The following is an 18215-nucleotide window of genomic DNA, read 5'->3' on the forward strand; positions in this document are numbered from 1 at the left end:
ATGGACGCCTATATTGTATAGACATATAAGCACAGCCGCGTTGTGGATGCCATGCACGTCGATACCCTCTGGTCCAACGTCCACCTGATCACCCTCGACGGCGACGGCCTGGGTGTCATCCGCGATGGCGTACTGGCCTGCGCCGACGGCCGCATCGTCCACGTTGGCCCGGCCGGCAGCGACGCTCACCTGAAGCCCACCACCCGCATCGATGGCGAAGGCCGCTGGATTTCGCCCGGCCTGATCGACTGCCACACCCACCTGGTCTACGCCGGCAACCGCGCCAACGAATTCGAGCAGCGTCTGCAGGGCGTCAGCTATGCCGAGATCGCCCGTGCCGGCGGCGGCATCGTCTCCACCGTGCGCGCCACCCGCGCCGCGACGCCGGAACAGCTGGCCCGCGAAAGCCGGCCGCGCCTGCTGGCGATGCGTGCCGAAGGCGTGACCACGATCGAGATCAAGTCCGGCTACGGCCTGACCTTGCCCGACGAACGCAAGCAGCTGCAGGTGGCGCGTGCATTGGGTGAGGAATGCCGGGTCAACGTGGTGACCACCTTCCTCGGCGCGCACGCAATTCCGCCGGGCCGCGAAGCACAGGAGTACATCGACGAGGTGTGCGACGTGATGATTCCGGCCATCGCCGCGGAAGGCCTGGCCGAAGCGGTGGATGTGTTCTGCGAAAACATCGCCTTCTCGCCGGCGCAGGCGCGGCAGGTCTTCGAAGCGGCGCGCGCGCATGGGCTGGCAGTGAAGATCCACGCCGAACAGCTGAGCAACCAGCATGGCGCCGAACTCGCCGCCAGCTTAGGAGCACTGTCGGCCGACCATATTGAACATCTGGATGACGCCGGCATCGCCGCGATGGCCGCCGCCGGCACCGTGGCCGTGCTGCTGCCGGGCGCCTTCTACTTCACCCGCGATACCACCCTGCCGCCGATCGCTGCATTGCGCGCGGCCGGCGTGCCGCTGGCGCTGGCCACCGACAGCAACCCCGGCACCTCGCCGCTGACCAGCCCGCTGCTGGCGATGAACATGGGCGCCACCCTGTTCCGCCTGACCGTGGACGAATGCATCGCCGGCTTCACCCGTGAAGCGGCGCGCGCACTGGGCCATGGCGAGCGTATCGGCCGCCTGGCCGTCGGCATGGACTGCGACCTGGCGATCTGGGACATCGATGCCCCCGCCGACCTGGTCTATCGCATTGGATTCAACCCGCTGCACGTGCGCGTGGTGCGCGGGCAGCCCGACCTGCCTGCCTCCTGGAGCAACACATGAGCAACACCCTGGTTCTTCGCCCCGGCCATGTCACTCTCGCCCAGTGGCGGCAGGTCTATCGCGGTGCGCCGCTTGCACTGGACCCGGCCGCGCTGCCGGTGGTGCGCGCCAGCGCTGCGGCGGTGGCCGCCATCGTCGCCAAGGGCGCACCGGTGTATGGCATCAACACCGGCTTCGGCAAGCTGGCCAGCGTGCGCATCGAGCGCGAAGACCTGGCCACCCTGCAGCGGAACATCGTGCTCTCGCATGCCGCCGGCGTGGGCGAGCCGATGCCGGCCAGCGTGGTGCGGTTGATGATGGCGCTGAAGCTGGTCAGCCTGGCGCAGGGTGCATCGGGCATCCGCGAGGAAACCCTGCTGCTGCTCGAAGGGATGCTGGTCAAGGGCGTATTGCCCGTGGTGCCGGCACAAGGCTCGGTGGGTGCCTCGGGTGACCTGGCGCCGCTCTCGCACCTGGCCAGCGTGATGCTGGGCGTCGGTGAAGCCTTCATGGGTGACGAGCGCCTGCCGGCGGTCGATGCACTGGCACGTGCCGGCCTGCAGCCGATCGAACTGGGAGCGAAGGAAGGCCTGGCGCTGCTCAATGGCACCCAGTTCTCCACCGCGTATGCGTTGGCCGGCCTGTTCGAGATCGAGACCGTGTTCCAGGCGGCGCTGATCACCGGCGCGCTGTCGGTGGAAGCAGCCAAGGGCTCCGACACGCCGTTCGACCCGCGCATCCACGCCATCCGCGGCCAGCGCGGGCAGATCGCCACCGCGGCCACCCTGCGCACGCTGATGCAGGGCTCGGACATCCGCGAGTCGCATCGCGACAACGACGTGCGCGTGCAGGATCCGTACTGCCTGCGCTGCCAGCCGCAGGTGATGGGCGCAGCGCTGGACATCCTGCGCCAGGCCGCGACCACGCTGGAAATCGAAGCCAACGGCGTGTCCGACAATCCGCTGGTGTTCACCGATACCGGCGAAGCACTGTCCGGCGGCAACTTCCACGCCGAGCCGGTGGCCTTCGCCGCTGACATGCTGGCGATGGCGGTGTGCGAGATCGGCTCGATCAGCGAGCGCCGCCTGGCGATGCTGGTCGACCCTGCGCTGTCCGGCCTGCCTGCATTCCTGACCCCGCGCCCCGGCCTGAATTCCGGCTTCATGATTCCGCAGGTGACCGCCGCCGCGCTGGTCTCGGAGAACAAGCAGCGCGCCTACCCCGCCAGCGTTGATTCGATCCCGACCTCGGCCAACCAGGAAGACCATGTGTCGATGGCCGCGCATGGCGCGCGCCGGCTGATGCAGATGGCCGAGAACGCCGCCAACGTGATCGGCATCGAGCTGCTGGCCGCTGCGCAGGGCTGCGACTTCCACGCCCCGCTGCGCTCCAGCGCCGCGCTGGAAACCGTGCGCGCCACCCTGCGTGCGCAGGTGCCGACGCTGGAAGAAGACCGCTACTTCCATCCGGACATGCTGACCGCCACGCATCTGGTGCGCAGTGGCGCGCTGGCGCAGGGCCTGACCGACCTGCTGCCAACCGTGGAGCCGCAGGCATGAATACCCATCCCGAATGGCTGACCGTGCACGAGGGCGACGCCCCCCTCATCGTCAGCTTCCCGCATACCGGCAGCGAGCTGCCGCACGACCTGATCGGCGACTACCACTCGCCGTGGCTGGCCCGTCGCGATGCCGACTGGTGGGTGCACGAGCTGTACGACTTTGTGCGTGGCATGGGCGCGACTACGGTGCGCTCGGCGATCTCGCGCTCGGTGATCGACCTCAACCGAGACCCCAGCGGGGTCTCGCTGTACCCGGGCCAGAACACCACCGGCCTGTGCCCGCTGACCACCTTCGACAACCAGCCGCTGTACCACGCCGGACGCGAACCGGATGATGCAGAAATCGCCCGTCGCCGCGACACCTATTTCCTGCCTTACCACGATGCGCTGGCTGCGCAGATCACTCGCCTGCGCGCGAAGTTCGGCACGGTGGTGGTGTACGACGCACATTCGATCCGCTCACATATTCCGCACCTGTTCGACGGCGAACTGCCGCAGTTCAACCTGGGTACCGCTGGCCCGTCCGGCGCGCCGGACACGTCCTGCGACAACGCGTTGAGCGACGTGGTGGAGAACCTGCTGAAGATCAGTGGCATGAGCCAGGTGCGCAACGGCCGCTTCAAAGGTGGCTGGATCACCCGCCACTACAGCAACATCGCCGGCGGTGTGCACAGCCTGCAGATGGAGCTGGCCTGCCGCGGCTACATGCACGAACCCCTGCCAGATCAGGTGGACGAGCACAGCTGGCCCACCCCGCTCGACCCCGACCACGCCGCACCGCTGCGCCACACCCTGGCGCAGGTGCTCAACGCCTGCCTCGAATTCGCTACGAACCGGAGCGCCGCATGACCCGCAACGACCCGTCCCGCACCCTCGCCGCGCCGACCGGCACCACGCTGAACGCCAAGAGCTGGCTGACCGAAGCGCCGCTGCGCATGCTGATGAACAACCTGCACCCCGATGTGGCCGAGCGCCCGCAGGAACTGGTGGTGTACGGCGGCATCGGCCGCGCCGCACGCGACTGGGAGAGCTTCGATGCCATCGTCGAAACGCTCAAGCGCCTGGACGATGACCAGACCCTGCTGGTGCAGTCGGGCAAGCCGGTGGGCGTGTTCCGCACCCACGCTGATGCGCCGCGCGTGCTGATCGCCAATTCCAACCTGGTACCTCGTTGGGCCAACTGGGACCACTTCAACGAGCTGGATAGGAAGGGCCTGGCCATGTACGGCCAGATGACCGCAGGCAGCTGGATCTACATCGGCGCGCAGGGCATCGTGCAGGGCACCTACGAAACCTTCGTGGAAATGGGCCGCCAGCATTTCGGTGGTGACCTGACCGGCAAGTGGCTGTTCACCGGTGGCCTCGGCGGCATGGGCGGCGCACAGCCGCTGGCCGCGGTGATGGCGGGCGCCTCCTGCCTGGCCGTGGAGTGCCGCAAGAGCAGCATCGACATGCGCCTGCGCACCGGCTACCTGGACACCTGGACCGACAATCTGGATGAAGCGCTGCGCCTGATCGACGAATCGTGCAAGGCCGGTACGCCGAAGTCCGTGGGCCTGCTCGGCAACGTCGCCGACGTGCTGGCCGAACTGCTCAAGCGCGGCGTGAAGCCGGACCTGCTGACCGACCAGACCTCCGCGCACGACCCGGTAAACGGCTACCTGCCGCAGGGCTGGACCGTCGAGCAGTGGGACGAAAAGCGCGTGTCCGCGCCGAAGGAAGTGGAGAAGGCAGCGCGCGCGTCGATGGCCAACCATATCCGCGCCATGCTCGGCTTCCACGCACTCGGCGTGCCGACCGTGGACTACGGCAACAACCTGCGGCAGATGGCGCTGGAAGAAGGCGTGGAGAACGCGTTCGACTTCCCCGGGTTCGTGCCGGCCTACATCCGCCCGCTGTTCTGCCGTGGCATCGGCCCGTTCCGCTGGGCGGCACTGAGTGGTGACCCGGAAGACATCGCCAAGACCGATGCCAAGGTGAAGGAACTGATTCCGGACAATCCCCACCTGCACCGCTGGCTGGACATGGCCGCCGAGAAGATCAAGTTCCAGGGCCTGCCGGCGCGCATCTGCTGGGTCGGCCTGGGTGATCGTGATCGACTCGGCCTGGCCTTCAACGAAATGGTGGCCAACGGCGAGCTGAAGGCACCGGTGGTGATCGGTCGCGACCATCTGGACAGCGGCAGCGTGGCCTCGCCGAACCGCGAAACCGAAGCGATGGCCGATGGCTCCGATGCGGTGTCCGACTGGCCGCTGCTGAACGCCCTGCTCAACACCGCCAGCGGCGCGACCTGGGTCTCGCTGCACCACGGCGGCGGCGTCGGCATGGGCTTCTCGCAGCACGCCGGCATGGTGATCGTCTGCGACGGCACCAAGGCAGCGGCGAAGCGGATTGGCCGCGTGCTGTGGAACGACCCGGCGACCGGCGTCATGCGCCACGCCGATGCGGGGTATGACATCGCGATTGAGTGCGCGAAGGAAAAGGGACTGGATCTGCCGGGGATCCTGGGCTGATCGCAGGGGTGCCGGCCCGCGGCCGGCACTCCCTTTGACGTGTGGTAGAGCCGGCCGCTGGCCGGCTCTCCCTGATGCTGGGACGTCCTGGCAGATGCCGATCTTGGTCGGCGTTCGCACCGCTACATCAGCGCCGAAGCAACCAACGATGCCTTTGCGCGGATACTGTCCGGCGCACCACTCTTCAGCGCTTCGATCAAGGACACGACTTCTGCTGCGCCTTCGGTTGAGACCTCGATCTTCAGGCAGACAATCAACGTATCTCTGCATGGATCACTATTCAGCAGTCTGTAGATGAACGTCCTCAACCATTCTGGTGCCACGGTACGCATGTACGGAGCTGATCGGACAAGCGCGGAAACCATCCTGTCGCCGTCACTGCGCTCGACAAGATGAAGAAGCCCCCACATCACTTCCTCATGCGGAGTGTCATCGGCGAAAATCGAGAAGAGGACTCCCAGCTCCCGACTGGAGAACTCCAGGCCTGACATCGCCTGAACCGTCCGGTCAAAAACCGCAACCTCTTCTGACGTGAGCATTTTCGAAGCACGCAACAGCTCGTCCAGAAGTTGGCTCTTGATCAAAGCGTCGTTGGTGGCATCCGGCACTGCCTGCACCTGTCCATCAATGGAGTGGCATTCGATTATACGCGCGCACCAGGATAATGCTGGCGCCGCACTGAAACGTCGCCAGGCGTCTACCGGATTGATGCTCAAGCCAGAGTCTGAGACTTCGCCGCATAGCTAGAGCCGTCCAAACCCGCGCACCGCTATCGCGTCTGTGTGGACTGAGGCACTCTTGTATCTGATGTCTCATCAGTGGCTAAGCGCTGTTTACGACAATCCGTGGAAAACTACGCATTCATGTGGTCACACTCCCCTCTTGACCCATTGCACGCCGCTGACCAACATGCGACATCACCGCTGACGGGACACCGCGATGTACCGCACCCATGCTGCCACATCGCTCTGCGCCTTCTTCTTAGTTTCAAGCGCTTCGGCGCGTGAGTCCTCTGGCGACCTTCCCAATCAGCTTGATACCCAACTGCAGATCAACCGCGAGCACTGCGGCATGGCCGGCCAGGCTGTGCTGGCCGCCCACAACGGCGAGGTGCTCTACCAGGTCGCCAGCGATGAACGCTACCCGGCCACACATGCAGCGGCCACCGTCGATAGCATCTTCGCCACCCAATCGATGGCAAAGCTGTTGACCAGCACACTTGTGAGGCAGCCGGTTGACCAGGGAACGCTGGAACTCGACGTACTGGCCAGCCGCTATGTCCCCGATCTGCCCCCGGCCTGGCAGGCGATCCACGTGCGCAATTTTCTCAATCGCAATTCTGGTATCGCCTAGCGGCACATATTGCGTGAAAACCCTAACGCAAGCGATGCGACTGCGATCGAATCATAAGATCATGCGACATACCACATAAGATGGCAGGAGTGTTCATAATTGAGGACGACTTAGAGCCCCAAACGCTGCCAACATAAATTGCACCATCACCCATATGGAAAAAATACTTACCAGGAGCCAGGAATGAAATCATGGATTGCAGATGCCGGCAAGGCCGTAGAGCTTTGCGAAAGCTGGACAAAGGAGGTAAAGAAAAAGATCAATTGCGAAATATATCTATTCGGAAGCGCAATCTACAAGTATGGCGCTCAATTTGATCCGGTCACCAGCGACCTAGACCTTATCTGCGTAATTCCAGATGAAAAAAATGACGCCGTTTCCAGGTACACCTTAATATCGACCCTTCAAGATGAAAAGGCGGAACTAGAGCTAAACATGATCCCGGCACTCTGCCGAGATAGTTGCGACAGCCCTGGTGTAAGCCTAGTCCCCGTAACCACCCTGGAGCTTGAGCATGACATCCACAAAAGTGGCGTTCGAAACTTCTTCGCAAGAAATACATTCTTAAACCTATCAAGCCTCACCACGTCGATAGGAATAAACCTTCCGCAACAATTCGCCATGAGTGATGACTTAAGACAGGCGATTGAATATGCGCAAAAAACGAGAAACTCTTTTCTATCCATAGCCGCCAATGGCACAGGAGGAATAGCCCCTTATCGTGGAAAAGACCCCCTACCGAAGTCCATTCTTAGAGCCGCCGCACAGGTATCGCCGGATGCGGAATTTGGAGAGTGGTATGACACCCGGCTAGGACTCGAGAATTTGCATCAGATACTAGTAAACAGGCGTTCCGATCACCCCTGCATACGGTCCCTATTTGATGAAAAAATATCGATAATCAGGGGCGGTCGCAGCCAGGTTCGCCCCGAGCTATCCCCAAGCGATCAACTCCTTCTGGCAGAGATATTGTTTGACAGCGCTCAAGAGAAGTTTCTTGAGATAACACGGTACACCAACGCCGCCTCAGATGACTGCGGAGTAGCGTTCAGTGCAACTACGGTCAACACCTTGCCCGACGAGCCAGAGATTACCGAACCAAATAGTAGTGAGGATCAGAAGAAACATCCTGATGTTGACTTGATGATCAATTACATCAGAAAGTGGCGACCAGCCAATGGCAGTTCCGTAACATCCGCCGAAGAGAGCCTCGGAAGATACCTGTCGTTTGTTGTGCAGAATTACATGCCATATGATGGATACTCAATTAGACGCAACGAAAGGATGCCACAGAGCGGAGTTGACACTGAATTCGACTTCATCATCAAGTGGTTTGGGCAGGGCTTGACTAAAGCACTCAATCTGCCGATCGAACTAAAGAGATTTAAATCCAATGATCAAATCCTGGCTGCCAAGTCCAAATTCAACAACACTTCGACACGGATGCTTCTAGTCATCTATGACGTCCCACTAAAGCTAGAACATGAAATTGAGAAGATTTGCCAAGCTGCCGACTCACCCTACGGGCTTGTAACTTCGGTCGCGATCCCAGTCGCGCTCCCAGGAGAGGCAGAGAAATTTTCTTTTATTGATTAGCAGTAGAAACCCAGCCCACGAGGGTGGCGACAAGTCGCCCTCCTACATCGCGTTATGCACCAATGCTCATCTCAGCAAAGCTTTTCAGCTAATGCTCGTAATGGGTCCTGCTGAGAATTCGGGCGCTGTACGCTGCAGTAGCGCCAAGCCCGTTGATAGCAAACCAGGCTATACGTACTGCGGTTGCGGAGCTCGTATCCCAGTGCAGTCGAGCAAGCTCGACTCTACGAAATCGCCTCCGCCCATACGCTGCCGATGGGTGACGCGGCGCCCACGACCTGTTAACTTGCGCGCCACTTTCGTAGTTTACAGCCTGTCCGCATGTCGCTCCCGTCATACCGCCCCACCCCGTCGCTGTCGTTCTTGGCCGTCTCCCTCGGCCTTGGCTCCACCGCCCAGGCCGCACCGCAGGCCACCACGCTGGATGCGGTGCAGGTCACCGCTGCTGGTGATGCCACCGCGCAGGCGCGCGAGGCGCTGAAGCGCGTACCCGGCGCCAGCAACGTCATCGACGTGGCCAAGGCCGACAGCCGACTGTCCACCAGTGCGGATGTGCTGGCCTACCAGCCGGGCATCAGCGCGCAGTCGCCGGGCAACGAGGGCACCAAGATCTCGATCCGTGGGTCGGGCATCAACCGGGGGCCGGGCGCGCATGCCTCGGGCATTGCGGTGTCGATCGACGCCCTGCCGCTGACCGGCCCAGGTGGCACGCCTTACGAACTGCTGGAACCGCTGTGGCTGTCGCGCGTGGAAGTCCTGCGCGGCGCCAACGGTTTCGAGCGCGGCGCGTTGGCGCTGGGCGGTGCCATCGACTACGTCAGCCGCAGCGGCCGTGATTCGGCGGGCGTGCAGCTGCACTACGAAGCCGGCAGCCGTGGCTACCAGAAGCGTGGCCTCAGCTGGGGCGGCGTCAACGGCGATGTCGACTACTTCCTGGCCTACACCGATACCGAGTTCGACGGTTACCAGCGCCATGCGCGCGGCGACGGCAAGGGCGCGATGGCCAACATCGGCTGGCAGATCACGCCCGACCTGCAGACGCGCTTCTTCGTGCGCTACCGCGAGACCAGGCACGAAACGCCCGGTCGCTTGACCCGCGACCAGATCCGCAACGATCCACACGCCGCGAATGCGGCCAACCTGGCCATCGATGCGCGCCGCCCGCAGCCGGGCAGCACCTGGGTGGGCAATGTCACCACGCTGCAGATCGATGAGGACTCGTCGCTGCAGGCCGGGCTGGTCTACCACACCTACCCGATGGACTTGAACGAGAGCCTGTATCGCCAGCAGCTGGACTACGCCAACCTCAACGCCACGCTGGACTACCGCCGCCGCCACCAGCTGTTCGGCCTGGACAGTGAAACCACGGTTGGTCTGCGCGTCACCCATGACCTGGACGCCGATGTGCGCGAGTCGCTGCGCTTTGCCAGCAACGGCTATGCCGCCGGCACGCGCACGCGTGACTTCCGCCACCACGGCACCGACAGCACGCTGCACGTCAGCAACACCGTCGCCTTCAATGACCGCCTGCGCATGCAGGCTGGGCTGGCACTGATCAACACCCGCCGCGATGTTCAGGTGACCTGGCCGAGCAGCGGCGGCCGCCTGCGCGAGCAGGACTGGGACTATGCGCCGCGACTGGGCTTCACCTGGCAGCACAGCGCGCAGACGCAGTGGTTCGGCAACCTCAGCCGTTCGGTGGAGGCACCGCACCCATGGTCGATGATCTGGGGCTCGAACCAGTACTTCGGGCCGGGCAATGGCCCGTCCAGCGGCCGCCAGCGCGCGCCGGTGCCGATGCAGAACCAGACCGCCACCACGTTGGAACTGGGCGCGCGCGGTGATGCGGCGGTGGGTCGCTGGGAACTGACCGGCTACTACGCCCACGTCAACCACGAACTGCTGAGCGTCGAACTGCAACCGGCGCCGAACCTGTTCATCGCCGAGAACAACGCCAGCCCCACCGTTCACCGCGGCATCGAAGCCGGATTGGACAGCACGCTGTGGCAGGCTGCACCGGGCCGCCTGTCGCTGCGCCAGGCGTATACCTTCAGCGATTTCCGCTACCGCCACGATGCACGTTTCGGCAGCAACCGCCTGCCCGGCCTGCCGCGCCACGCCTACCAGGCCGAGCTGCGCTTCGATCATGCATCCGGCCTGTACGCGGCGCTCAATACCGAATACGCCTCGCGCATCGCCGTGGACTACGCCAACAGCTGCTGGGCCGACAGCCATGTGATCTTCGGCAGCCGCATCGGCTACGACGCACCCGGTGGCCGCTGGCAGGCCTGGGCGGAGATGCGCAACCTAGGCAATCGCCGCTACGCCGCCACCGTCACGCCGGGCTATGACGACGCCGGCAAGGATGTCGCGCGTTCGACGCCGGGCGAAGGCCGCGGCGTCTACGCGGGCATGCGCTGGCGCTTTGAGTGATTGCTGCAGGCGGCGCCGGGTGTGATCCGGCGCCGTCGTTCCAGGGTCAGCCGATACGCCAGGGCGGCAGGCGCTCACTGCGCTTCCAGATGGAAGGCGCGAAGCCGACCAGCACCAGTGCCGCCAGCCACTTCGGCGACGTACTCAGCAGCGTCGAACCGAGCGAGCCGCCGCCGGGTGCGAGCGGCTCCTGCCACGGGTTGTAGCCCAGGTAGACGACGCTGCCAGCCCACCACAACAACGCCAGGCCGATGCCCACCAGCAGCAGGGCCAGGGTACGGCAGGTCCAGCGCTGCGAGGTGGTTCCCCACTCGCGGGACACCGCTACCAGCAGACCCACCACCAGCAGCGACACCAGTGCCACCAGGCCGATATCAACCTTCGGTCCAATGCGCTCATAGGCGCAGGCACGGCATTGCGTCTCTTCCGCGGCAGTGGCGGCTTCAGCGCCATCGCCCTGCCCGGCTGCCGGCTGCGCCAGTGCTGCAAACGGCAACAACACCGCCAGCAGCGTCACCATGATCCAACGAAACAACGTCCTGTTCCTGCGTGCAGCGACATCCATGCGCTCTTCCTCGTCAGTGGTTGTGTGTCTCAGTGGGCGTTCGGCCATCCAGCGCCCCGGTTCCCGATGCAGTACGACAAGCTCCCGATAGGTGAAACCGCCAGGACACGAATCCTCGGCGACCGCGATCATAGCCCACTGTTCATTGCGGCTGAAAACAGGTCGGGACCGGGCCATATGAAGGAAGCAACCGCATTACAGCCCCTGGATGACCTGCAGCAGGTGGCTCGCACCCGGCACGAGTTCCTGAGCAAGCCAGCCCAGCACCGCGAAGAACAGCAACAGCCCGATCAGCGGCCAGATCGTGTGCGACACGCATACCCGCCACCATCCCTGCTCGTGCATGCCCTGCATGCGCCGGTACAGGCCGCCTGCGATGGCCGCGTCCACCAGCAGTTCGGCCATCAGCACCGGCGCCGACCACACCACCCACACGCTGGCCAGCAGGACGGTCGCCACCAGTGCGACGATGCCGAGGATGGCCAGCAACGGCAAGCCCGCTTCGTCTTCAGCCAGCCCGGCCAACGGCAGCTCTCCGGCGTCGCCACTGCTCACCGATGCCGGCTCGTTCCACGAGGCCGACGCACCGCCACCGCCGGAACGGCCGCCGGCGCCGCTCCACGGTGATTCCACGGCACTGCCGCGAGGGGATGGGCTGCCACCGCCCACATCCGGCGACAGGCCATCCAGTACGTTGTCCCAACGCCAGCGGATCCAGATCCACATCAGCAGCAGGAACACGCCGTAGGCCAGCACTACGGCCATCGGGTAGCGAAACCACATCGCGTCGATACCGGCCAGGCGCAGCAGGTGCGAGGCAAGAAAACCTGCAGCGCCGGTCAGGGCGACGATCAGCGCCATCTGCAGGCGTGGCCAACCACGCTGCTGCAGGTGCCGGCGCGCACGCACGACTTCGCTGCCGCGGTTCATCGGCAATGTCAGTGAACTGCGTGAAAAATGGCGCGAGCGCTTCATGCCGCCGCCAGGGGGCGGGAGGCATCGCGGCCAGGGACCTCGGGAACCTGATGCTGCATGCGGACATCCTTGCCGGGCACGCGTAGGCGGTGTTGGACGGATTCTACCGCGGGCAGCTCCGCTGTCCAGACGGCGGTTCCAAGCGGCCGATCCTCAGCTGCGATCAATGATCCGTTCGATGCGGCCACCCGCGAACACGAACTCGCTCTGGCCCTGCAGTTCCAGCTCGGTGCCCGCACGCGGTCCATCGGGAACATCCTGCGCGAACACGCCGCGCCAGCCAATCGTCGCCGTCGCCCGATCACCATCGAAAACCAGCGCCAGCAAGCGCTGTTCGCGCTCCCGGAACAGGCGCGCAGACTGGCGTGCCAGTTCGCCAAAGGCATCGACGCCTTCGGTGACCATCGTCAGCTGGCCGCCGCTGTGGTTCTCGAAGCGTACGTTGTGCGCCAGCACCGCCAGCATGGCGTCGATATCGAAGCGGTTGTAGGCCTGCAGGTAGTGCTCGATCAACTGACGATGGTGCAATTCGTCCATGGCGGCATCCAGTCGTGGGCTGCTGGCGAGTCTGGCCTGTCGGCACCGGCCGATCAAGGCCGCGTGGCCGCCTTCAGCAGCTGCGCGGCCACCTGATCGAACGGGGCGATGTCCTGCAGCGCACGGCACATCGCCACCGCCCCCTCCACGCTGGCGATCACCAGGCTGGCCAGCTCAGCCGCTGCTGGCGGGGCGTGTCCTTCGGCGACGAATGCCGAGGCGAGGTGGCCGTGCCAGCGTGCGAACACCTCGGCGGCCGCCGCGCGGGGTTGGCTGGGTGTCGCCTCCACCGGCTCCTCCACGGCAGCGGCCAGCACCGGGCAGCCAGCGCGGAACCCGGAGCGCAGCAGACGCTCGCGCCACATCGCAAGGAACTGCTGCAGGCCCTGTACCGCCCCATCCTTCAACAGCTCCACCAGCAGCGCCTCCACCTTGTCGCCGGCCATGTGGGTGGCGCGCGCCAGCAGCTCCTGCTTGCCGCCGGGAAAGTGATGGTAGGTGGAGCCCAATGGCGCCTCGGCCAGCTTGGTCACTTCGCGGATGCTGGTGGCATTGAGGCCCACCCGCGCCAGCATCTGCGCCGCGGCATCGATCACGCGCTGTGGGGCATCGGACGGTCGCGGGCTCACGGCGGTCTCCTTGCTAAGACAGTCGTCATAGATTAGCGTACCGGCGATTCTATAACAGTCGTCATAGCCATGAATCTCTGGTTCCGCCTGCTCCACCTGCTGCTGTGCAGCCTGTTCCGGCCGAAGCTGGAGGCCCCGTTCGGGGTCTCGCGGCTGCAGTTCCGGGTGCTGCCCAACGACCTGGACAGCAACCTGCACATGACCAACGGCCGCTACTGGAACATCTTCGACCTGGGCCGGCTGGACCTGATCCTGCGCATGGGTCTGGGCCGGGTGGCGCTGCGCGAGAAGTGGGCGCCGATCGTCGGCGCCGGCACCATCCAGTTCCGCCGCGAATTGAAGCCGTTCCAGCGCTTCACCCTGGAAACACGACTGGTGGGCTGGGTCGGCTCGCGCGGCATCATGGAGCAGCGCGTGCTGATCGGTGCCGAGCAGAAGATCGCCACGCGCGCGTTGCTGGTCACCGGCATCTACGACCGCCGCGCGCGCCAGTTCCTGGGCATGCCGAAGATGATGGAAGCGATCGGTGTGGTTGCCCCGCCCTCGCCGCCGCTCAGTGCGGCCGCCGAAGCGTTGCTGGCGGCCGATGCAGCGTTGAAGCAGGACGATGCCTGAGCTTCAGGGGGCGGCCAGCGGCACCGCGTGCAGTTTGCGCGATACGACCTGGGTGCGCCCTCCCACATGCAGCACGTACTCGAAGGACTGCCGCATGCGGCTGTACGCGCCACCCTCCGGCACGCCGTAGTTGGCGCCCACGCTGAGGGTATGCCGGCCTGGCGGCAAGGGCTTGAGCATCACCCAGTAGCCGTCGGCGGCGGCCAGCCGTGAGTCTGCGTCATCGTCATCCATGCGGAAGCAGCCTTCACTGCGCACCCGATGCATGCGCATGTCGCCCAGGGGTTGGCCATCCAGCAGCACTACTGCACTGATCAGATAATCGTTGTTGACCGCCGCCCCCGCCTGCAGCTCCTTGCAGGACACAGACTCATCCACCTGGTAGTGCGCCATGTTGATGATCGGCAGCAACAGGTACTTGCCCGCCGGCACCACGCATTCGCGATGTGGCCGGAAACGGCCATTGGTGCCGGCCAGGTTCCAGACCGGGCCTTCCTGGCCCACATCGCATACACGGCCATCCGGGTCGAGATAGGGCGCGCCGCCCTGGGCGTCGGCCCAGCGCCACCAGCGGGCGGTCCATTCGGCCAGTGAAACTCCGGCCACCGGCTCACGCGTCAGCGGCGAAGGCGCCGCCGTGTCTGCACTGAACGCCGGCACGGCCGCCAGCAGCAGTGCCATCGTTGCGCCGCTGCGGCGCAGCCATCCTTGGATTCCCTTCCGCATCACCCACCCGATCATCCCTGGCGGCCACGCTGCGTGGCCGGCTCCGGGGCCATTTTACCTCGACGGGCTGGACGCTGTGCATTGCGGGTGCTGTGCCTAGTCCGGCGCCATTGCGCGCCTGATTGCAGCCTCCGCCAGCGGCGCCATCACCGCATAGCCCTCCGCCGTGGGATGCACGCCATCCTCGGCCAGCTGCGGATCCAGCCCTCCGGCGGCATTGGTCATCGGCGTGTAGTAGTCCAGATAGACCAGCTGCTTCGCATCGGCGTAGCGCTTCAATGCCGCGTTCAATGCGCGCACCTTGGGAGCAGGTGCCGTGCCCGGCAACCACGGGTAATCGCTGACCGGCAGCACCGATGCCAGTACCACGGCGATGCCATGTGCGCGTGCCAGGTCCACCATCGCGTGCAGGTTGTATTCAATCATCGCCTGCGTGGACGGGCCGGTGTTGCCGGCAATGTCGTTGGTGCCGGCCAGGATCACCACCACCTGTGGCTTCAGGGCCAGCACGTCCTGCGGGAACCGCACCAGCATCTGCGCCGTGGTCTGGCCACTGATGCCGCGGTTGAGCCAGCCCTTGCCGGGAAAGAACGATGCGCTGCCTTCCCTGCCCCAGCCTTCGGTGATGGAATCACCGTAGAACACCACGCGTGGTTGCCCCGGTACAGCGGCAGGCAGTCGCGCGTTGGCGTCGCGATAACGCTGCAGTTGCGGCCAATCGGCCAGGCGCTGCTGCATGAAGCGCACTTCGTCCGCGCGCAGGCTTTCGACAGGCTCCAGCAGCAAAGGGTTGATCGCGGGCATCTCGGCCGCCACCCCGTGGGCGCTCAGCGCGATACCGATGGCAACTGCGGCCAGGCCGCCGGACAAGGAACGCATGGGTCTCTCCCTTGAATGTCCGGGCCAGTCTAGCGCGCGGCCCCGCGCTTACCGCGCCGCCGACCGCGCGGCCACGCCGGTCACCTTGGCCGGCATCCACATGCCGGGCGTCCAGCCGCTGGCAGCCAGGATTGCCTTTGGGTTGTCCTGCTGGATCAGCGCACGCACTGCATCGCGCTTGTCCTTGGCCTGCAGGTAATAGGCCTTGGCGATGCGGTAGCCCACCCAGTACCCGAGGTCATAGGGCTCCTGCGAACCGGGCTTGTAGTTGTACAGCCACGGCGACAGATCGGTACTGTCCACATCCAGCGCAAAGGCGCTTTCAATGTGGACCTCGCGGCCGCGCGTCCATGCCGCATGGCGACTGTTGCCGACGTTGCCGGAAATCAATTCGGCGATGAATTCGGCGATGCCTTCGCCCAGCGAAACACGCAGCACCGTCGCATGCGGGTCGCCGGGCTCGAAATCGGTCAGGCCGGTCTGCTGGATGTGCACGTACTCGTGCGCGATCACGTGCACGAAACGGTCCTGCACGTTGGGATTCATGAAATCGGCTGCACACAACGCTTCCAGGCCGATGATCACCCCACTCTTCGAGGTCAACCCGACCGGCCGACCACGGCCGACCGCGAGGGTCACCGGAGGAAACGCGGCCTGCGGATAGATCGCCTGCAGGTTGCCGAACACCTGCACTAGGCGCTGCTTCACCGCTGGCAGCTCCGCCAGGCAGCTGCGGCCCTGCGCATACACCCCGGGCTGGCTGGCAATGGCTTCGGCCATGCGTTCGGGCGTGACCCGGCGCGCCTTCGCCAGTTCACTCAGGCCCGGACTGCCTTCGGCCAGGTAACCGGCCAGCTGGGCGACGCTGGGCTTGCCGCCGGTGCTGTCGTGGAGCGCGTAGAAGCGGCTGGCATCGGTGGTGAGGATCTGCGGCCCCGGCGGGGTACCCGCCGACGCCACGCCGACCGCCCCGGCACAGGCCAGGGCAAGCAGGCAACGCAGGAAACTGGACATCGCTCCGTCCTTGGTGGAGTGCATGCGAAGCGCGCAATCTATCACCCCGCCCCGGCCACCGCAGCGGGCACATGCAGGCCCTTCGGGGCTGTGCCAGACTCACTCAGGCACCTGCCATGGATGATGGAGCACCGCACGATGATGATCGTTCCCGCGTACTGGGCCGAAGCCCGCCTGCAGGCCCGTTTCCGTGGCCGGTCGGTGGTCGTGCGCCGCTTCGGCTGGTCCGATGAGGGACCTGCCCAGGCCCAGGCCCACGCCGACCGCCGCGCCAACGAAGCCCTCAATGCCATCCTCGCCGGGCAGGCGCTGCCGCGTCGCGAAGTGCGCAGCAACTATGGCGTGGAGGGTGTGCCAATCCGCGAGCAGATCGTGCAGCGCGACGGCGATGTCATCATCACCCGCAACAGCTATGGCGCGTTGTGCCTCAACAGCCCCGACGTGCTGTTTGCCGACATCGACCATGCGCAGCCACCGGCCGGCTGCGTGATACCGGCCATCGTCGCTGCGATCCTGCTGCTTGCCGGCGCCATCATCGGCACCCTGCTCTGGCACTGGCTGGTGGGCCTGGTACTGGGCGTGGCGGCAGTGCTGCTTGTCAACGCGGCATTGCTGATGCGGCGGAAGCAGCGCCTGGCCGCCGCCGGCGGTGCTGAGGGGCTTGCGCTGAAACGCGTGGACGGGTTCAGCGAACAGCATCCCGATTGGCACCTGCGTGCCTACCGCACACCCGCCGGGCTGCGCGTGCTGGCGATGCATGCCACGTTCTCACCGGAGGACGAGCAGCTCCAGGCATTCTTCAAGGCACTGGGCACCGACACCCTGTACGCGCGCATGTGCCGGCTGCAGCATTGTTTCCGTGCGCGACTGACACCGAAGCCGTGGCGCGTCGGCCTGAAGTACCGCATCCGGCCGCCTGTGGCCGCGTGGTCAGCCGAACAGGCCAACAATCCGGATCGACTGGCCTGGATTGCCGAGTACGAAAAGAAGAGTGCCGGCTTTGCCGCGTGCACCTACCTGCGCAGCTTCGGCGACACCTCCCGGGTGCATGCCAAGGCCGAGCATGTGCGCGAGCTGCACGATCAGCTGTCGCACGCGCAGGACCGCCTACCGCTGGCCTGAACGCAACGCGCGCTCAGTCCACGCCCTGCACGAACGGCTGCCCTGCCAGGGTAGTGCCCAATCGCATCGCGACCTGCTGCCCGCCCTTTTCGAAGGTTGTTGCGCATTGCTTGGCGTCCTTCTGGCATCCAACTTCCGGAAAGCCCTCGAGTGACTCAGGCGCGCCCTGGACCGGACTCGCCTGCCACCCTGCCGCATCCATCAGGCGCTTGGCCTTGGCATAGGGCACGCCGGCAACAATGCCCAGCTGCGCCAGTTCGGAGGGGAGTGATTGGGCATGCAGGATCGGCGTCATCACCAGCGCCAACACTGCGGCAACACGTTTGGACTTCATTGGTGAAACCCATGGCAGACAGCAACAGACCTGCAGCGTATCGCAGCTTCTGCACGCCATGGCACCCGCATCACATATGGTTACGCAATCGCAACGGCCAATGACACGA

At 64.9% G+C, this 18215-nt stretch carries 18 protein-coding genes; 9 read left to right on the forward strand and 9 right to left on the reverse strand.

What is annotated here, in order from left to right:
• Positions 1-51 precede the first annotated feature (51 nt).
• From hutI to hutU, 4 genes are read left to right on the forward strand one after another with little or no spacing between them, the layout of a single operon-like run.
• Positions 52-1275 carry an imidazolonepropionase gene (hutI, locus tag ACM0PY_RS00360; protein ID WP_134970707.1) on the forward strand — a complete coding sequence of 408 codons (1224 nt, stop codon included), beginning with the start codon at positions 52-54 and terminating at the stop codon, positions 1273-1275.
• Complete coding sequence (gene hutH / locus ACM0PY_RS00365; protein WP_180883913.1) at positions 1272-2813, forward strand: histidine ammonia-lyase; 1542 nt, start codon at positions 1272-1274, stop codon at positions 2811-2813. The genes hutI and hutH overlap by 4 nt, the downstream gene beginning before the upstream one ends.
• Positions 2810-3664, forward strand: a complete 855-nt coding sequence (gene hutG, locus ACM0PY_RS00370) for an N-formylglutamate deformylase (protein WP_072168122.1) — start codon at positions 2810-2812, stop codon at positions 3662-3664. Before hutH ends, hutG begins: the two co-directional genes overlap by 4 nt.
• Positions 3661-5328, forward strand: coding sequence for a urocanate hydratase (gene hutU / locus ACM0PY_RS00375; protein WP_235646698.1), 1668 nt, complete (start codon positions 3661-3663; stop codon positions 5326-5328). The genes hutG and hutU overlap by 4 nt, the downstream gene beginning before the upstream one ends.
• Positions 5329-5450: 122 nt before the next feature.
• Here hutU and ACM0PY_RS00380 read toward each other — a convergent pair whose 3' ends face one another.
• A complete protein-coding gene (locus ACM0PY_RS00380; protein WP_180883910.1) occupies positions 5451-6044 on the reverse strand; it encodes an Imm30 family immunity protein in 594 nt (197 codons plus the stop codon).
• A 223-nt stretch (positions 6045-6267) separates the two neighbouring features.
• Here ACM0PY_RS00380 and ACM0PY_RS00385 point away from each other — a divergent pair, with 223 nt between their 5' ends.
• From ACM0PY_RS00385 to ACM0PY_RS00395, 3 genes are all read left to right on the forward strand, one after another.
• Positions 6268-6681: a serine hydrolase gene (locus ACM0PY_RS00385; RefSeq protein WP_180883909.1), complete on the forward strand. Its 414-nt coding sequence runs from the start codon at positions 6268-6270 to the stop codon at positions 6679-6681.
• Between the two features lie 183 nt (positions 6682-6864).
• The gene (locus ACM0PY_RS00390) at positions 6865-8277 is read left to right on the forward strand and encodes a hypothetical protein (protein WP_180883907.1); all 1413 of its coding nucleotides are present in this window, start codon (positions 6865-6867) and stop codon (positions 8275-8277) included.
• 321 nt (positions 8278-8598) lie between these two features.
• Positions 8599-10710 carry a TonB-dependent receptor family protein gene (locus ACM0PY_RS00395; protein ID WP_180883906.1) on the forward strand — a complete coding sequence of 704 codons (2112 nt, stop codon included), beginning with the start codon at positions 8599-8601 and terminating at the stop codon, positions 10708-10710.
• A gap of 46 nt (positions 10711-10756) precedes the next feature.
• On the opposite strand, the gene ACM0PY_RS00400 is transcribed toward ACM0PY_RS00395, so the two are convergent.
• From ACM0PY_RS00400 to ACM0PY_RS00415, 4 genes are all read right to left on the reverse strand, one after another.
• The gene (locus tag ACM0PY_RS00400) at positions 10757-11275 is read right to left on the reverse strand and encodes a hypothetical protein (RefSeq protein WP_053497341.1); all 519 of its coding nucleotides are present in this window, start codon (positions 11273-11275) and stop codon (positions 10757-10759) included.
• Positions 11276-11470: 195 nt separating this feature from the next.
• Positions 11471-12250 carry a hypothetical protein gene (locus ACM0PY_RS00405; RefSeq protein WP_180883904.1) on the reverse strand — a complete coding sequence of 260 codons (780 nt, stop codon included), beginning with the start codon at positions 12248-12250 and terminating at the stop codon, positions 11471-11473.
• 153 nt (positions 12251-12403) lie between these two features.
• Positions 12404-12787 (reverse strand): nuclear transport factor 2 family protein, encoded by a 384-nt coding sequence (locus tag ACM0PY_RS00410; protein WP_134970697.1) that lies wholly within the window; start codon positions 12785-12787, stop codon positions 12404-12406.
• Between the two features lie 53 nt (positions 12788-12840).
• Positions 12841-13416 carry a TetR/AcrR family transcriptional regulator gene (locus tag ACM0PY_RS00415; protein ID WP_005417331.1) on the reverse strand — a complete coding sequence of 192 codons (576 nt, stop codon included), beginning with the start codon at positions 13414-13416 and terminating at the stop codon, positions 12841-12843.
• 69 nt (positions 13417-13485) lie between these two features.
• Here ACM0PY_RS00415 and ACM0PY_RS00420 point away from each other — a divergent pair, with 69 nt between their 5' ends.
• The gene (locus ACM0PY_RS00420) at positions 13486-14031 is read left to right on the forward strand and encodes a thioesterase family protein (protein ID WP_012511531.1); all 546 of its coding nucleotides are present in this window, start codon (positions 13486-13488) and stop codon (positions 14029-14031) included.
• Between the two features lie 3 nt (positions 14032-14034).
• On the opposite strand, the gene ACM0PY_RS00425 is transcribed toward ACM0PY_RS00420, so the two are convergent.
• From ACM0PY_RS00425 to ACM0PY_RS00435, 3 genes are all read right to left on the reverse strand, one after another.
• A complete protein-coding gene (locus ACM0PY_RS00425; RefSeq protein WP_005417335.1) occupies positions 14035-14712 on the reverse strand; it encodes a hypothetical protein in 678 nt (225 codons plus the stop codon).
• Positions 14713-14853: 141 nt separating this feature from the next.
• Positions 14854-15636 (reverse strand): SGNH/GDSL hydrolase family protein, encoded by a 783-nt coding sequence (locus ACM0PY_RS00430; protein WP_180883903.1) that lies wholly within the window; start codon positions 15634-15636, stop codon positions 14854-14856.
• A gap of 48 nt (positions 15637-15684) precedes the next feature.
• Positions 15685-16650, reverse strand: coding sequence for a DUF2268 domain-containing putative Zn-dependent protease (locus ACM0PY_RS00435; RefSeq protein ID WP_065186182.1), 966 nt, complete (start codon positions 16648-16650; stop codon positions 15685-15687).
• 138 nt (positions 16651-16788) lie between these two features.
• Between ACM0PY_RS00435 and ACM0PY_RS00440 the strand changes: the two genes are divergently transcribed.
• The gene (locus ACM0PY_RS00440; RefSeq protein WP_134970691.1) at positions 16789-17772 is read left to right on the forward strand and encodes a hypothetical protein; all 984 of its coding nucleotides are present in this window, start codon (positions 16789-16791) and stop codon (positions 17770-17772) included.
• A 13-nt stretch (positions 17773-17785) separates the two neighbouring features.
• Here ACM0PY_RS00440 and ACM0PY_RS00445 read toward each other — a convergent pair whose 3' ends face one another.
• Positions 17786-18106 carry a hypothetical protein gene (locus tag ACM0PY_RS00445; RefSeq protein ID WP_180883901.1) on the reverse strand — a complete coding sequence of 107 codons (321 nt, stop codon included), beginning with the start codon at positions 18104-18106 and terminating at the stop codon, positions 17786-17788.
• Positions 18107-18215 lie beyond the last annotated feature (109 nt).

The sequence above is a fragment of the Stenotrophomonas sp. BR163 genome, assembly GCF_047520985.2.
Classification (GTDB): domain Bacteria; phylum Pseudomonadota; class Gammaproteobacteria; order Xanthomonadales; family Xanthomonadaceae; genus Stenotrophomonas; species Stenotrophomonas sepilia.

Coding starts and splice junctions, on each gene's coding strand:
- hutI (WP_134970707.1), top strand. CDS start 52: ATGCACGTCGATACCCTCTGGTCCAACGTCCACCTGATCACCCTCGAC.
- hutH (WP_180883913.1), top strand. CDS start 1,272: ATGAGCAACACCCTGGTTCTTCGCCCCGGCCATGTCACTCTCGCCCAG.
- hutG (WP_072168122.1), top strand. CDS start 2,810: ATGAATACCCATCCCGAATGGCTGACCGTGCACGAGGGCGACGCCCCC.
- hutU (WP_235646698.1), top strand. CDS start 3,661: ATGACCCGCAACGACCCGTCCCGCACCCTCGCCGCGCCGACCGGCACC.
- ACM0PY_RS00385 (WP_180883909.1), top strand. CDS start 6,268: ATGTACCGCACCCATGCTGCCACATCGCTCTGCGCCTTCTTCTTAGTT.
- ACM0PY_RS00390 (WP_180883907.1), top strand. CDS start 6,865: ATGAAATCATGGATTGCAGATGCCGGCAAGGCCGTAGAGCTTTGCGAA.
- ACM0PY_RS00395 (WP_180883906.1), top strand. CDS start 8,599: ATGTCGCTCCCGTCATACCGCCCCACCCCGTCGCTGTCGTTCTTGGCC.
- ACM0PY_RS00400 (WP_053497341.1), bottom strand. CDS start 11,275: ATGGATGTCGCTGCACGCAGGAACAGGACGTTGTTTCGTTGGATCATG.
- ACM0PY_RS00405 (WP_180883904.1), bottom strand. CDS start 12,250: ATGAAGCGCTCGCGCCATTTTTCACGCAGTTCACTGACATTGCCGATG.
- ACM0PY_RS00410 (WP_134970697.1), bottom strand. CDS start 12,787: ATGGACGAATTGCACCATCGTCAGTTGATCGAGCACTACCTGCAGGCC.
- ACM0PY_RS00420 (WP_012511531.1), top strand. CDS start 13,486: ATGAATCTCTGGTTCCGCCTGCTCCACCTGCTGCTGTGCAGCCTGTTC.
- ACM0PY_RS00425 (WP_005417335.1), bottom strand. CDS start 14,712: ATGGCACTGCTGCTGGCGGCCGTGCCGGCGTTCAGTGCAGACACGGCG.
- ACM0PY_RS00430 (WP_180883903.1), bottom strand. CDS start 15,636: ATGCGTTCCTTGTCCGGCGGCCTGGCCGCAGTTGCCATCGGTATCGCG.
- ACM0PY_RS00435 (WP_065186182.1), bottom strand. CDS start 16,650: ATGTCCAGTTTCCTGCGTTGCCTGCTTGCCCTGGCCTGTGCCGGGGCG.
- ACM0PY_RS00440 (WP_134970691.1), top strand. CDS start 16,789: ATGATGATCGTTCCCGCGTACTGGGCCGAAGCCCGCCTGCAGGCCCGT.
- ACM0PY_RS00445 (WP_180883901.1), bottom strand. CDS start 18,106: ATGAAGTCCAAACGTGTTGCCGCAGTGTTGGCGCTGGTGATGACGCCG.